This window comes from Bacillus sp. 5mfcol3.1 (assembly GCF_900114335.1).
Lineage (GTDB): Bacteria > Bacillota > Bacilli > Bacillales > Bacillaceae_G > Bacillus_A > Bacillus_A thuringiensis_S.
In genome coordinates, this window is record NZ_FOST01000002.1 from 1,363,433 (window position 1) to 1,378,692 (window position 15,260).

The following is a 15,260-nucleotide window of genomic DNA, read 5'->3' on the forward strand; positions in this document are numbered from 1 at the left end:
TTAAAATTGTTGTTTAAATCGTTACTTTATGTTTTAATAATATTGATAATAGTTATCAATAATAGTGAGAGGAAGATTAGTGAAACATGTGTTTTTAGTTAGTGTCATAAAGTTAATGAATTTCTATATTGTATGGCTATGAATCTATCTCTATTTTTGTGAACTAGAAATAATATATTTATATCTTTTAAATGTTTAAGAAGGAGTGGCTGTCTGTATGAAAAAAGCAAAAGAAATAGCTAAATGCGTTGCGGTAGCGTCCGTTATTATGTCTGGATCATTTGGTTTACAAGCAACATCTGCATTTGCAGAGTCTAAAGGAACTGTAGAAAATCTTCAAAATGGTGGGAAGGTCTATAATAGTTTTAAAACTACTTATGACATGAAGCAAAATATCAAAAATTCAATAAAGGTTTCTTTTATTGAGGATCCTTACGCAGATAAAAAGATTGCAATTGTTACCACCGATGGTAGTAATATAGATGCTAAATATACAATTAATAGCGGATACTATAACGCAGGTTTAAAATGGCCATCAGCCTATCATACTGAAGCAGAAATAACAAGTGGTGATAGTGCTCAATTCCATAAAGCTGCCCCAGTTAATACAATGACTTCAGCAAAGGTCACTTCTGAGGTAGGGTATACACTTGGTGGAAGTGTTAAAGTAGGAGTAAATGATAAAGGGCCAAATGCCGATGCAAGTATCACAGGTAGCTTTGCTTGGAAAGAAAGTGTATCTTATGATCAAGTAGATTATAAAACGGTATTGGAGACTCACACAGATAAAAAATTAAATTGGAAAGTAGGATTCCAATCATTTAATTTCCCAGAGTGGGGAATTTATAATCGTGATTCATTCAATACTTTCTATGGTAATCAACTATTTATGAAATCACGTAGTTATAATGAAGGAACGAATAATTTTGTTTCAAAAGATACAGTACCAGCTTTAACAGGATATGGTTTTTCTCCAAACGTAGTAGCGGTTATTACTGCTGATAAAACAGAAACTACATCAGATTTAAAAATAACAAATCGTAGAATTTCAGATCAGTACAATATCGAATGGGTAAGTTCAAAATGGTGGGGAACAAATAATAAAGATACATATAATGAATTCTTTACGAACCACTATAAATTAGACTGGAAAAACCATCAAGTTACTCTTGATAAACAAAAAGCCCTTGAAGAACAAATGAATAGTATCAACAGTGTGAATGATAAACTTAACAAAGGAAAAGGGAAATTATCTCTTTCAATGAATGGAAATCAACTCCAAGCTACGTCTAGCAATGCTGGTTATGGTATCAGTTACGAAGATAAAAATTGGGGTATCTTTGTAAATGGTGAAAAGGTCTATACTTTTAATGAAAAATCAACTGTAGGCAATATATCTAATGATATTAACAAATTAAACATTAAAGGACCTTATATCGAGATTAAACAGATTTAGTCAGAAAATGATGGACGATTGATGGACAATTATCTCATCAAGATACGAGTACGCTAGTTTATTTTAAATTTGTATACTGTAACGAAAGGACCAGATCTTATTTATTTTATAGATAAGATCTGGTCCTTATTACTTTTTTGTTTGCACACGAAGTTAAGATAACATTAGATGTTTTTTGTCCAGACTTTCACTCGATTAGAAAAGAGCATAAAGTATTTGAAAGCTATTGATGCTACGCAAGGGGATATTGTTTAAAGTAATCAGAACTTCATCGGTTGTTAAGTTACCACTTTAAATATATAATTAAATTTCATTAAAAAGATACTCTATTCAAAGTCCTTATTGGGTTTTTGAAGTGAAATATATACTATTTGAGGTGTGTGAAATGGGGAAATCTCGAGAGCAGACGATGGAAAATATCTTAAAGGCTGCTAAGAAAAAATTTGGAGAGCGTGGCTACGAAGGTACGAGCATACAAGAAATTGCAAAAGAAGCGAAAGTGAATGTTGCTATGGCCTCTTACTATTTTAATGGGAAAGAAAACCTATATTATGAGGTGTTTAAGAAATATGGTCTTGCTAATGAGCTACCCAATTTTCTTGAGAAGAATCAATTTGATCCTATCAATGCCCTTAGAGAATATTTAACGGTTTTTACTACACATATAAAAGAGAACCCTGAAATTGGATCATTGGCATATGAGGAGATTATTAAGGAAAGTGCACGATTAGAAAAGATTAAACCGTATTTCATAGGTAATTTTGAACAGTTAAAAGAAATATTACAGGAGGGTGAAAAGCAAGGAGTTTTTCATTTCTTCTCTATAAATCATACGATACATTGGATCACTTCTATTGTTTTATTTCCAAAGTTTAAAAAGTTTATTGATTCTTTAGGCCCAAATGAAACGGATGATACAAATCATGAATGGATGCCAGAAGACTTAGTGAACAGGATTGTTACTGCATTAACAGATAAACCTAACGTGTAAATTATTCAGTGTATATGAATTCTATTATTACTATTTAAAGCCTAATTTCTCAATGTATTGTAGAGAAATTAGGCTTTTTTCAACACGTCATTAAAGTATTTATAATTCAATGACTCAATTTGCTGATTATATTTTCAAGTATTCGTTTTGAGCTACATAGATATAGTTTTTGTTGCAACTGTTTGTTGAAATGCTTTATCATGCTCAACAATAACCATTGTGGGATTAAATTGTTGAATAAGCTCTTCGATTTGCATACGGGAATAGATATCTATAAAATTTAGTGGTTCATCCCATATATATATATGAGCTTTTTCACATAAGCTTTTAGCGATAAGCAGTTTTTTCTTTTGTCCACCAGAATAATGAGATATATCTTTCTCAAATTGAATTCGGTCAAAGTCCATCTTACGTAGGATGGATTTAAATAAGGTCTCATCAATCTTGTGCTGTTCAATAAAGTCTGATAGCGATCCCTTTAAATGAGAAGTATCTTGTTGGACATAGGAAATGATGAGTCCTGTACCTAAAATAACTAAGCCTGTATGCTGTATCGGATGTCCTAGAATTAGTTTTAGGATACTACTTTTTCCGCTCCCATTCGTTCCATCAAGTACAATTCGGTCACCTTGTTCAACTATGAAGCTAATCGAATCATTCACAATTTGGTCATCGTACTTAACGGACACATCAACCAAAGTAATCAATTCATTTGATTTAAATTGTAATTGTTCCAATTTTAAGGACTCAGTTTTCTCCACATTTTTTAGTAATTTTGACTTTTCTTCAATAGCTTTTTGTTGTCTTGATTCAAGGTTTTTTGCTCTTTTCATCATCTTGGCTGCTTTATGACCTACAAACCCCTTATCCAACTTAGAGCCTGAATTCCTCGTTCCATTTTTTGAAGCTTCCACATCATGAGACCAACTTGCTGAACGCTTGGAAGACTGTTTTAATCTCCCTATGTCTTTTTGTAGACGCTCATTTGTAGCCTCTTCGTGCTCTTGCTGTCTATCAAAATTTAACTTCCAAGAAGAATAGTTACCACTCTGAACTTCAATATTTGCTCTATTTATAGATAGGATATGGTCAACGCACCCATCTAAAAAGATTCTGTCATGTGAAATTAAAATAAATCCTTTTTTCTTCCTTAGATAATCAGAGACTATCTTTCGTGCATCAGTATCTAAGTGATTTGTTGGTTCATCAATTAATAGGAATTGGCCCTCATTTAAAAACAGTGCAGCAAGCAACACCTTTGTTTGTTCCCCATTTGATAATGTTTTAAATGGTCTGTATATGACCTCAGCATCAACATTTAAATAGGATATCTCACGCAGAAATTCCCAATCTTCTGCTTGGGGACAAATTTCTTCAAGGATTTCATAAGTGAATTTGTTCTTATCTGCAACAGAGTAGGGGAAGTAATTGAATTCTACCGAAGCAAGGATTTTCCCGCCATACTCATAATTCCCTAACAATAAATTAAAGAATGTCGTTTTACCTCGTCCGTTTCTACCGATAAATCCTAGCTTCCAATCCGTATCTATTTGGAAGTTTACACTTTCAAAAATATTATCAAAGCTACCTGGGTATGAAAAAGTTAAATCTTGGACTTTTATCATTGACATAATAATTCCTCCTTTATATATCGAAACGTTTCATATAAAGTCGGAACATCCATCCATTTTTTAATTGCTCTATATAAGTTTGATGGATATTAACGACTTATATAGAGCATTACATGTGTAACAATAGTGTCTGAAGTACTCATTTTTCTCGCTCCTTTATTTGTTAGGTACATTTAACAATTAATAAGTTCCAACTAACATAAACGGGAATAAAAAAATCCCCCAATTGTAATCGGAAGGATTAGTCTTTCGTCTATACTTAATAAGTACTTATTAATCATTTGAATCATGACAAATAAAGTATGAACTGAATTTTAAAAATGGATAGACTAACCCTATATTTTGTAGTTTGAAGTTATAAAATTCAACTTAAAATATAAATTAGTTAATCATTATTCATCCATCATTCCTTTCATAATTCTATTTTTAGAGTAACATTCTTTTTAGAGAGATGCAATATCAGCTTCAGCTTCACCTAATCCTAGATTATTTATAATTCTTTGAGTAAGGAGGAAATATGAAATTGACATCAATCTAAGTTGTAACTATAATTGTTACAGTTAGTTTCGAAAACTAATTCGAATTTCTATGTTAAAGATAGTATATTTTCATTCCTTTTTAAGTGTGACAGTTAGCAACTAACTATAATTCAATAGAGGATTAGATTTTATCTCATATTTAAAGAGTAGATAAGTTATACAATCCAAATTTACGATGCACAAATACTTGAAAAACTACATTTTTTAACTGATCCTTTTTGGAATCCTCAGTATTGAAAATTGTAAACATCTACAAAAAGTTAATAAGACTGTTGTATGTAGAAAGAAATCTTTTAAAAAGGTCATAATATGGATAATAGGTAGCACACATTTTAATTAGTAGGAGTTGTGCTACTATCAAGACATTTCTTAATAAAAGTATAGAAAAAACTCAAGAAGGTGAGTCCATTGCGTAAATATGCATATGTGCAATTTTATGTATTGATATTGGCTTTAATAGCTTATATAAGCTTTTGCTGTATATTTTTATTTGTTCTTCCGAATCATTATTTCGTATCAGATTTTAATATCCGGCTATCATCTTTAGTCGTTGAAACTACTGTATTTATCTCATTACTGTATTCTATATTATCCAGAAAAATTAAGTTAGGAGTATTCTGGATTTGCATAATTATTGCGATAGGGTGTTTCCTGATAGGAAATTTCATATCTGCTTTTCAAGTACTTAATGTAGAATTACCAATACAAAATTTTAATATCTCTGATATATTTTTGTTGTTTTTCTTATTTTTCTTTCTCTTTGCGTTTTTTTATAAAATTATGATGGAATGTAACAAATGGGAGAGAGCGTATTTACTTTGTGATTTATGCATTGTTGTTACTGCTATTTTTACATTAGAGTGGTACCTATTTAATAAACCTTCCGCAAATATCTTATTCTTTTCAATTGGAGATGTTTTTCTTTCATTTATTTTTCCGATTATAGATTTATTGCTTCTATTACTTGGAGTTACACTAATCTTTCGACCTGCTATTTTCAATGCAAAAAGTAAATTGTTTATTTTTATCTTAGTATTAACTGGATTGGCTATTACGGACTACTTATATTTTTACTTACAAGATGATTTGTCAGATCGTTCAGTTATATTATTAAGGTGTTTGTATAGAGTTTTCCTATTATTTATCGCTATTGCTGCTACAATCCCAAAGAATACTTCTTCTAAAAGAAATTATTTTATTGTCAATCCGAAATTTGGAAGGGAACTTCTTGTCATATTTCCTTATCTTGCAGTTGCAGTCTTAATTGGCTTTACTTTGAAAGAACAAACTTCTTCAGCTACATTGATTACGGGAAATTGTATTGCTTTTGTATTTGTACTGATTCGTCATACAATTGTACGAATGCAAAACAAAGATTTAACCGAGACCTTAAAAGTGTTTAATAATCAATTAGAACAAACAGTATCTCAAAGAACAAGGGATTTAATAAACAAATCTAATGATTTGGTAAAAAATCAAGAGAGATTTAAGTCTTTATATGAGTATCATCCAGATCCTATTTTAACGATTGATTCAAATGGTATCGTATTAAATATAAACCAGGCTGGAAGTATGTTATTAGGAAAAGAAAGTGCTGCATTAATAGGGAAAGAGTGCTTCTCTATTTTTTTAGATGAAGATAAATCTGAATTGGAATCGGCTATAAAGAAAGGGAAACGATGTAGTTCATCTTCGTTACAGTTACGTGTGAAAAATAACAATGAGAAGGATATTCTCTTTTGGTATGTCACTATAGTTCCTATTATGATAGAAGGACAAACCTTTGGGAGTTATGTAATGGTAAAAGACATAACGAGGATGAAACAACAACAGGATGAGATAAATTATCTTGCGTTCCATGATACGGTGACGGAGATTGGAAATCGTATATTCTTCCAACAAGAATTAGATAGATCCATTAAGCGTGCACAAAAAACACAGGATAAGTTCGGGCTCCTGTATATTGATTTAAATCGCTTTAAGACCATTAATGATACATTGGGTCATTCGATTGGTGACAGAGTTTTAAAAGAAGTTGCCAAACGTTTTAGGACATGTCTGTCACCGACTATTCCTCTAGCAAGAATAGGTGGAGATGAGTTTGCAATCATTGTCCATAACCAAACAGAGCAACAGCTATTGGATTTGTGTAAAACTCTATTTCGTATAACTGAAGAACCATTTGTAGTAAATCAGCATAGTTTTTACTTATCTCTTAGTATAGGAATAGCAGTGTATCCATTTGGAGGAATAAATACTACTACACTTTTACAACACGCTGATATCGCTATGTATAGCGCAAAGGAAAAAGGTAACAATGCTGTTTGTATGTATGACGAGACATTATCACAAAAAGTAACTCGTCGATTACGATTAGAACAGGATTTACCAAATGCAATTGAAAATAATGAGTTATTTTTATTGTATCAACCACAAATTGATAGTAAGGCAGGTAAGGTTATTGGTGCAGAGGCTTTAATACGCTGGCAACATCCAGAGCTTGGGCTGATTTCTCCTTTTGAGTTTATACCTATCGCAGAAGAAACGGCGCAGATTATTTCAATTGGGAAGTGGACGTTACAGAAAGCGTGTCGACAACTGAAAGAATGGCATTCTGCGGGCTATTCAAATCTAAAGATGGGGATAAATTTATCAGCTATAGAGTTTGAACAGAAAGATTTTGTTCAAACAATGATATCTACCATAGAAGAGATAGGAGTACCTGCTAATTCAATTGATTTGGAATTAACAGAGCGAATAGCAATGGTAGATGAAAAAGAAACCTTATCGAAGTTAAAAGTATTAAAATCATATGGTGTACATTTATCAATTGACGATTTTGGTACAGGTTATTCTTCACTAGCGTATCTGCCTCTTTATCCAATTGATATTTTGAAAATTCCAAGAGAATTTGTTAATAGGATCGGAATTTCTACTGATGGAGATGAAATTATACAAACCATTATTTCACTTGCTCATACTTTAAACATGAAAGTGATAGCAGAAGGGGTGGAAACGAAGGAACAATTAACAGTGTTACAACGTAATGGATGTTATCTAATTCAGGGCTATTACTACAGTAAACCTGTAAATGAAGATGAATTTATCGATTTTTTAAGTACAATGCAAAATGAATAAGTGAAAAATCAGTATCTGTATAAAGTAAAGTGAAAAGACGTTCTATCCATATGGATTTGAACGTCTTTCTTATGTTTATTTTCAGTAGTTATGCAGCAAGGTTTCAGCCTTTGAAAGTAAAATACGTATCTATATTCCTTGTATTTTGGGCTAATGGGATATGAGGTGAAAATTGCTTCTTGTGAAAACGCATTAGGGACAGCTTGTATATTCTTAAAGCAATTTGAAAAAGGATTAGCAGTTTGTATGGAATTAGGAAATGAAGAGTATGTATATCATTTCAATATTTTACATTCTCTTAATGAATATGAAGCAATTAAACTCTTAGAAGAAGTGAAAAAAGTGTTTCTTACTTCGAAAAGCAAGGTTTATGGGATTTCGTAGAAGAATATGCAGATCTAAAAAAGGAAGAAATTATACAATAATCACATGCTATCATTTTTAATAGCTAATTAACAAAGGGACTCCAATTATGGAGTCCCTTTGTTAATGGGGTAATGCTCTGGTTTATCTAATTATAACAATATTTGTAAAAAATGCGAAGGGGTCCTAGTTTGGAGGGGGAATTATTTAATCTTTTTTATTTAATAAAAGGGATAATATTTAGTTATCTTCGCTTCTTAATTATGTTTTCTATCACAATTTGAAGTGAATTTCATTTAATCTTATTTATTTTATAGGAATTATAAGGTATACTAAAAATAGGTGCGAAATGTACCATTTGAAAAAGAGTGAATTGCAAAAAGGAATCCGTAAAGGATTCCTTTTTTGTTTCTTTGAAAATGAAGCAATGTTCTAATTATCCCTTTCATTTCTATGAATGCGCTGCGATCTTATAAACTAAAAAAGAATTTTTGGGAAATTGCCATATTCCTGTAACAAAACAAAGGTATGTTATGTGTGTTAAATATAAAGAGAAAGAAGGAAAAGTTGTGAAAAAAATTTTGCCAATTGTTGCGTTATTAGGCATGATGAGTTTCGGAGTACAGGAAATGAATGTAAGAGCTGATACATACCACAAAGGCGATTCAAAAATTAGTTTTTGGGATTCGAAAAGAAAGGGTACTAATTTCATGAATAGTACGTCATTACCTGAAAACTATAAAAGTGCAAAAGAAGCTAATATTGAATATGTACGTTTAGCACCTGATAAATGGGCAAAAGATAAAGATTTTCTATTTGAGGATAAACCAGATACTTCTGGAAAGGATTTTCTGATAGGTAATGCAGATAACTATCAGGGATTAGTAAAGGAGGATTTAGAAAAATTAAAGGCGGATTTAGATGCCGCACAATCACAAGGAATGAAAGTTGTTCTTACAATGTTATCCTTACCTGGTGATCGATGGCGCCAATTTAATAATAACAAGAATGACGACAGAATATGGGAGGAAGAGAAGTATCAAGAACAAGCAAGTCAATTTTGGAAGGATCTTGCTTTGGAATTAAAAGATCACCCCGCGGTGGTTGGTTATAATATTATAAATGAACCACATCCAGAAACAGTTAAAAATAATAGATATAATGATTTTTGGACGGAAGATTATGAGAAATGGTATGCAAAAGTGAAGGGAACGACAGCGGATTTAAACAGATTTTATCAAAAAGTAATCAATTCCATTCGTGAAGTAGACCAAGAAACACCGATTATTTTAGATTCAGGTTTATATGCTACTCCATGGGCCTTTAAATATTTAAAACCAGTAAATGATAAAAAAACCCTATATGCATTTCATATGTATGAACCATATGAATTAACGAGTCAAGGTGAAAAACAAAATAAGGAGTATCAATATCCAGGATTAGTAAAAGTAGGAGATTTAGAGAAACCTGTAATGTGGAATAAGCAGGGATTAGAGCAATTTTTGAAGCCAATCCAACAATGGTCTAAGAAAAATCATGTATCATCTAATCGAATTATTGCAGAGGAGTTTGGAATTAACCGTACTGTTCCAGGAGCTACCCAATACATGCAAGATCTTATTTCTATCTTCAACCAAAAAGGTTGGCATAAATCATTCTATGCATTTCGTGAAGACACATGGACAGGGATGGATTATGAATTGGGAACAGGAAAAATAAAATGGGATGAAGAGGGTAAACCGATGCGTCAAGATAATTCACTCTGGGATGTAATAAAAAAAGATTTACAAACGCGTAAATAGTTTAGAATATTAGGCCTAAGGACTAAATGTAAGCATCTAATTCAAATAGAATTAGATGCTTTTTATTTCGAAAAAAGGTGGAGTTGAATTAAAGATTCCATCTTTTCTTTTGCATAAAGAGTACCAATCAGGTTTATTTACAACGAAAAATAAGATTTTTAGAGAATAGCTTAGAAAAAAATTGTGGAGGTTCAAACAAATGTGGTCACAATTGTTTAAACCTTTAAAGTAAATAAGTTTTATGAATTTTTTTGTGAGATTCCAACCCTTAAATGTTGAAAAATATTTACTGATTTCTCCAATTGGGTGTATTTCTCCAATTAGATGGGAGTTTAGAATACAGAATCAAAACATAATAGGCTGTTATCGATGAGTTTATCGTAAAGTTGTTATTTAATGTGTCATCAAATAACATTTATATACAATAATAAATAAAGAAAAGGAGATATTTATGAAAAAATATAGAGTAATAGACACAACTTAAATAGTATGAATAGTTTAGATTGTAAAAACATGAAGAAGAAAACAAAAAATCCTTAAGAGTACTAAGGAAAAATGAGGGAGATAATATGGGGAATAATTCAAAACATAAAACTAGAAAAATACTTGCAGCTACTGCTACAGTAACTATGCTTGCGACTGGAATGATTTCTTCATCAGATGTCTTTGCGGAGCAAAAGGAGCAGCAAAAAAATTTATCGACATCACTGCAAAGTGAAAAGTCAGTTAAATCAGAAAATATAACATTTACAGTCCCAGGAAAAGGAGATGTTGAGGTACTAAAACAACAGGAAAGAAAAAGTATGGCATTTAGTCCATATGAACCAACTGGTTTATATGCAAAACCAAATGAACAAATAACGATTAATGTAGAAGGTAATCAAGATATTCAGGTATATATTGGAACGTATTCGTATGATGCTTCTTGGAGAGAAGATTCTAAGATAAAATCATTTACATTAAAACCTGGTGTAAACACAATCCAATCTCCAAATGGGGGGCTGATTTATTTTTATAATAAACAGCAAGGTGGTACCATTCGAACAACAATCACAACAGGTGGAACGACTACGCCTTTCTTTGAACTAGGAAAGCATACGAAACAAGATTTAATAAACATGCTGGACCAATATCCTAATGCACATGCAGTGGAGTTAAAAGGCGAACGTGTATTAATTACGGCCAGCCCTGCACGTGTTAAGAAATATTTGTTGGGTTCTAATACAGATCCTGTACAACTCTTAAAAAAGATGGATGAAGCTACTCGAATTCAAGACAAAGTAGCTGGATTATCTGAAGAACAAGTAGATAAACATTATGTTCATTACGTAGAAGAAAATCATTCTCCTGATTATTATATGTATGCAACTTCTTATCGAACAGCATATGTAGGAGATGCAATCCAATACGTGTTAGATATTAATAAATTTATAACAGATGGCTGGGGCCCTTGGCATGAGGCAGGACATTTGAGACAACAATCGCCCTGGAAGTTTTATAATATGACAGAAGTACAAAATAATATATACAGCCTTTCTGTAGAAAAAGCATTTAATCAACCATCCAACTTAGAGAAAAGTGGAATTTATCCAAAAGCATTTCAATATTTAGAACAAGTGAATAAAAATTATGATGAAATTAGCGATGTTTTTGTAAAGCTTGTTATGCTTTGGCAACTACAGTTAGCGTATGGAGAGGATTTTTATCCTAAATTGCATCAATTGTATAGAGACATGCCTTCAAGTGAACTTCCACAAACTGATGAAAATAAAAAACAATTATTTATGATTTCAGCATCAAAAGTAGCCAAACAAAATTTGATTCCTTTCTTTGAGAAGTGGGGATTACGTCCAAATAACGATACCATTCAAAAGGTAGCTGCATTAGGATATCCAATTTTAACAGCAGAGATTTGGAAGGGTACGGATTCTAATCCAATTAAACCAGATATGCCTGATGTAAATAATATTTTAGAAGGAAACCAGTTTGCATGGTCGCTGAAAGGGATTGGAGATTTTGAATTCGCAAAAGTAAATTTAAATAAATCAACAGAAGAAATGCAAATTGATCTAAAAGCAGGTGTACCACATAACTACTTTGATAGTACATATGCAAGTATTAAAGTGCAAAACACATCAGGTAAAGTAGTATATAACAAGGAGTTTTATGGGAATAAACAGCAAAATGCTGGAACACAAAAAGTTTCAGTAAAGACCGGCGATTTTATTGAGCTTACACATTTAGAAGGCGGAGAGAGGGCAACATTAATAAATTTAGATAATAATAAACGTGAAAGTCTTGATAAAAAAGTAATGTATGAAGTTACAAAGGATGGCCTGAAAAAAGTAAATCAAATTGTTAATCCGAAACCAGATACAGAAGCTCCCACACAGCCACAAGGATTATATGCAAACAATCTTACTTCTAACAGTGTAGAGCTAAAATGGAATCCTTCTACAGATAATATAGGTGTAAAAGAATATCAGGTATTACGTGATGGACAATTGATTCAAACCGTACAAGGAACGACATTTATTGATCAAAACTTAACAGCTAATAAGGAATATAAATATGCAGTGAAGGCTGTAGATGCAGCTGGAAATACATCAATTCAAAGTGAAATTCTTCCGGTAAAAACCAAAGATCAAAATGTATCTTATGAAAAATGGGATCCAAAGAAGGCATATACAAAGGGCGATAAAGTAGAACATCAAGGGACGGTGTATGAAGCGGTTCAAAATCATCAAGGAAATGGTGACCCGAATTGGATATTTGCGTTATCTTTATGGAAACCACTTACAATCAAATAACATGTAAGAATCAGATGTGAAGATAGAACAACATAAAATTGGGGCAGTATTTTAAAGATTTACTGGATGTTGTTTGAATTTTGATAGATTTCTCTACTAAGTTATTATTCAATAATAAAAATTAGAAAAGGATGTAGATTAGTGATTAGTCAGAAAACGAAGAAAAGATTTAATAAAGTTATTATAATGACCGCAGCATGTAGCATGTTTTCTATGTTTGGAACGTCTATTTCGCACACTAAAGCTGCAACACATTCAGCTGCTCCAGCAGTTTATGTGAGTCCCCAAAATATACCTGCCTCAGATATTATTAGTATAGACTGGTCACCAGTTCAGACTCCACCTTATACGTACTGGGCTGTACACAACTGGAATGCAGGTGGTGAAGCTGGAGGATATGCTGGTTTTCAACAACAAAGTGGGTTTGATGAAAATGGAAAACGTACTTTACATTTTGCCTTATGGGATCCAATTTCCTCTAAAGAAGCAATAAAGGCCGAATACTTATCTCCGAATTCGCAAGCTGGACCCTTTGGGGGAGAAGGAACAGGAATGAAGGTTCAAACAACTTATGGTTGGAAAGACTACAATTGGTACACAATGACAATGCGTTCATGGCAAGAAAATGGTCATACTAAATTTGGACAATGGATGAAAGATGTAACAAAGAATAAATGGCATCAGATTGCAATTATGGACTTTCCGGTTGCTAATGTTGCATTTAATCATGGATTAGGAATGTTTCAAGAAGACTGGGCTGATAGTGGACAGAATGTTCGAGAAGCGCGCCTAAAAAATGGTTATAGCCGAAAATTAGTTGATAAACAATGGAGTTCTTGGAATAATCAAAGTATTTCTGGAACGCATGATAATACTTATCAATATGATGGAGGATCTACTTCAGAATATGTATGGGTCAAAGCAGGAGGTAATACGCAGTCTACTATTGGGTCAGGAAAAATATTCACGCTAAATCAACCTACTCAACCTGAAATAGGAAAACTAGATTTTGATATCCAATCTATATATTATGAAAATGAAAAATTAAATGTATCTTGGAAACTAAAAGAAAATAGTACACCGCAATTTAAGGGGAAAATTGAAATTTATAACAATGAAAATATGACGGGCCAACCTATTAACGTAATTAATGATATTAAATCTTATCAAAATGGAATCAGTCAATCTATATCATTACCAACAAATGCTTATGCAAAAATTGTATTAACGGATATATTTGATCAAACTGTTGAGAAAAAGGTACAAATCAAAAATGAATCTCCAAACATTTTTGAAGGTAATGAATTTGCATGGTCGCTGAAAGGGATTGGAGATTTCGAATTTGCGAAAGTAAATTTAAATAAATCAACAGAAGAAATGCAAATTAATCTAAAAGCAGGTGTACCACATGACTACTTTGATAGTACATATGCAAGTATTAAAGTACAAAACACATCAGGAAAAGTGGTCTATAACAAAGAGATTTATGGAAACAAACAGCAAAATGCTGAATCGCAAAAATTTCCAGTCAAAGTAGGGGATTATATAGAGTTAACACATCTAGAAGGTGTACATAGAGCTACTCTTACAAATGTAGATAATAGTAAACAAGAAAGTTTTGGAAAAAAAGTCATGTACGAAGTTACAAAGGAAGGCCTGAAGAAAGTAGAAAAGATGCCAGAAGCAACAATTTTAGAAGGAAACAAGTTTGCGTGGTCATTAAAAGGATATAGTGATAGAGAAATTGCAAAAGTAGATTATGATAAAACGGTAGAAGAGATGAAGGTAAAACTAGAAGCAGGTGTACCACATTCCTATTTTGCTAGTACGTATGCTAGTATTAAGGTCCAGAATTCTTCTGGTAACGTTCTGTACAATAAGGAAATCGTGGGAAATAAACAACAAAATGCTGAAAGCCAAACTGTGCCCGTCAAGGTAGGGGATTACATTGAATTTACCCATATAGAAGGAGAAGTAGCAAAGGAAAAAACGCGAGCAACTTTAATTAACCTTGAAAATAACAAAAATGAAACCATTGGAAAAACAGCAAGATATCAAGTTACAAAAGAAGGCTTGAAGAAAGTAGAGAAAATGCCAGAAACAACGGTTTTAGATGGAAATCAATTCGCTTGGTCATTAAAGGGATATAATGATCGAGAAATCGCGAAAATAGAATATAACAAAGCAACAGAAAAAATGCAGCTTAAATTAGAAGCGGGTATACCCCATTCTTATTTTAGTAATACGTATGCAAGCATTAAAGTCCAGAATTTATCTGGTAATATTTTGTACAATAAAGAAATTATAGGGAATAGACAACAAGATGCTGAGAGCCAAACCGTTTCAGTCAAAGTAGGAGATTGTATTGAGTTTACTCATATAGAGGGAGAAACACAAAAGGAAAAGACACGCGCCACACTTACTAATCTTGAGAATAGTAAGCAGGAGTATATGGGAAAGAAAAGAATATATCAGGTTACCTCTATGGGATTATTAATAAAGTCATAGATTTCACTACAAAAGTTAAATT

Annotated in this window: 8 protein-coding genes; 7 read left to right on the plus strand and 1 reads right to left on the minus strand. The window is 32.2% G+C overall.

Features of this window, described 5'->3' with window-relative positions; all coding sequences use genetic code 11:
- The first annotated feature begins 217 nt into the window (after positions 1-217).
- Together hlyII and hlyIIR are read left to right on the plus strand one after the other, a co-directional pair.
- Positions 218-1,456: a hemolysin II HlyII gene (hlyII, locus tag BM089_RS16475; protein ID WP_000709371.1), complete on the plus strand. Its 1,239-nt coding sequence runs from the start codon at positions 218-220 to the stop codon at positions 1,454-1,456.
- Between the two features lie 385 nt (positions 1,457-1,841).
- Complete coding sequence (gene hlyIIR / locus BM089_RS16480) at positions 1,842-2,447, plus strand: hemolysin II regulator HlyIIR (RefSeq protein WP_090977449.1); 606 nt, start codon at positions 1,842-1,844, stop codon at positions 2,445-2,447.
- A 152-nt stretch (positions 2,448-2,599) separates the two neighbouring features.
- Here the strand turns inward: hlyIIR and BM089_RS16485 are convergent, their stop codons facing one another.
- Positions 2,600-4,078 carry an Lsa family ABC-F type ribosomal protection protein gene (locus BM089_RS16485; RefSeq protein ID WP_000061792.1) on the minus strand — a complete coding sequence of 493 codons (1,479 nt, stop codon included), beginning with the start codon at positions 4,076-4,078 and terminating at the stop codon, positions 2,600-2,602.
- Between the two features lie 947 nt (positions 4,079-5,025).
- On the opposite strand from BM089_RS16485, the gene BM089_RS16490 reads away from it, so the two are divergent.
- The 5 genes from BM089_RS16490 to BM089_RS16510 all read left to right on the plus strand — a co-directional run bounded on the left by BM089_RS16490 (position 5,026) and on the right by BM089_RS16510 (position 15,238).
- Positions 5,026-7,755, plus strand: a complete 2,730-nt coding sequence (locus BM089_RS16490; RefSeq protein ID WP_139213273.1) for a sensor domain-containing protein — start codon at positions 5,026-5,028, stop codon at positions 7,753-7,755.
- 153 nt (positions 7,756-7,908) lie between these two features.
- Complete coding sequence (locus BM089_RS16495; protein WP_029948057.1) at positions 7,909-8,139, plus strand: hypothetical protein; 231 nt, start codon at positions 7,909-7,911, stop codon at positions 8,137-8,139.
- Positions 8,140-8,651: 512 nt separating this feature from the next.
- Positions 8,652-9,920 (plus strand): glycoside hydrolase family 5 protein, encoded by a 1,269-nt coding sequence (locus BM089_RS16500; protein WP_090977453.1) that lies wholly within the window; start codon positions 8,652-8,654, stop codon positions 9,918-9,920.
- A gap of 569 nt (positions 9,921-10,489) precedes the next feature.
- Positions 10,490-12,730 (plus strand): M60 family metallopeptidase, encoded by a 2,241-nt coding sequence (locus BM089_RS16505; protein ID WP_090977455.1) that lies wholly within the window; start codon positions 10,490-10,492, stop codon positions 12,728-12,730.
- Positions 12,731-12,871: 141 nt separating this feature from the next.
- The gene (locus BM089_RS16510) at positions 12,872-15,238 is read left to right on the plus strand and encodes a putative mucin/carbohydrate-binding domain-containing protein (protein WP_090977457.1); all 2,367 of its coding nucleotides are present in this window, start codon (positions 12,872-12,874) and stop codon (positions 15,236-15,238) included.
- Positions 15,239-15,260: the final 22 nt, after the last annotated feature.

Bases quoted from the DNA above. Each gene is read 5' to 3' on its own strand.
- hlyII (WP_000709371.1), top strand. From the start codon at position 218: ATGAAAAAAGCAAAAGAAATAGCTAAATGCGTTGCGGTAGCGTCCGTT.
- hlyIIR (WP_090977449.1), top strand. From the start codon at position 1,842: ATGGGGAAATCTCGAGAGCAGACGATGGAAAATATCTTAAAGGCTGCT.
- BM089_RS16485 (WP_000061792.1), bottom strand. From the start codon at position 4,078: ATGTCAATGATAAAAGTCCAAGATTTAACTTTTTCATACCCAGGTAGC.
- BM089_RS16495 (WP_029948057.1), top strand. From the start codon at position 7,909: ATGGGATATGAGGTGAAAATTGCTTCTTGTGAAAACGCATTAGGGACA.
- BM089_RS16500 (WP_090977453.1), top strand. From the start codon at position 8,652: ATGTGTGTTAAATATAAAGAGAAAGAAGGAAAAGTTGTGAAAAAAATT.
- BM089_RS16505 (WP_090977455.1), top strand. From the start codon at position 10,490: ATGGGGAATAATTCAAAACATAAAACTAGAAAAATACTTGCAGCTACT.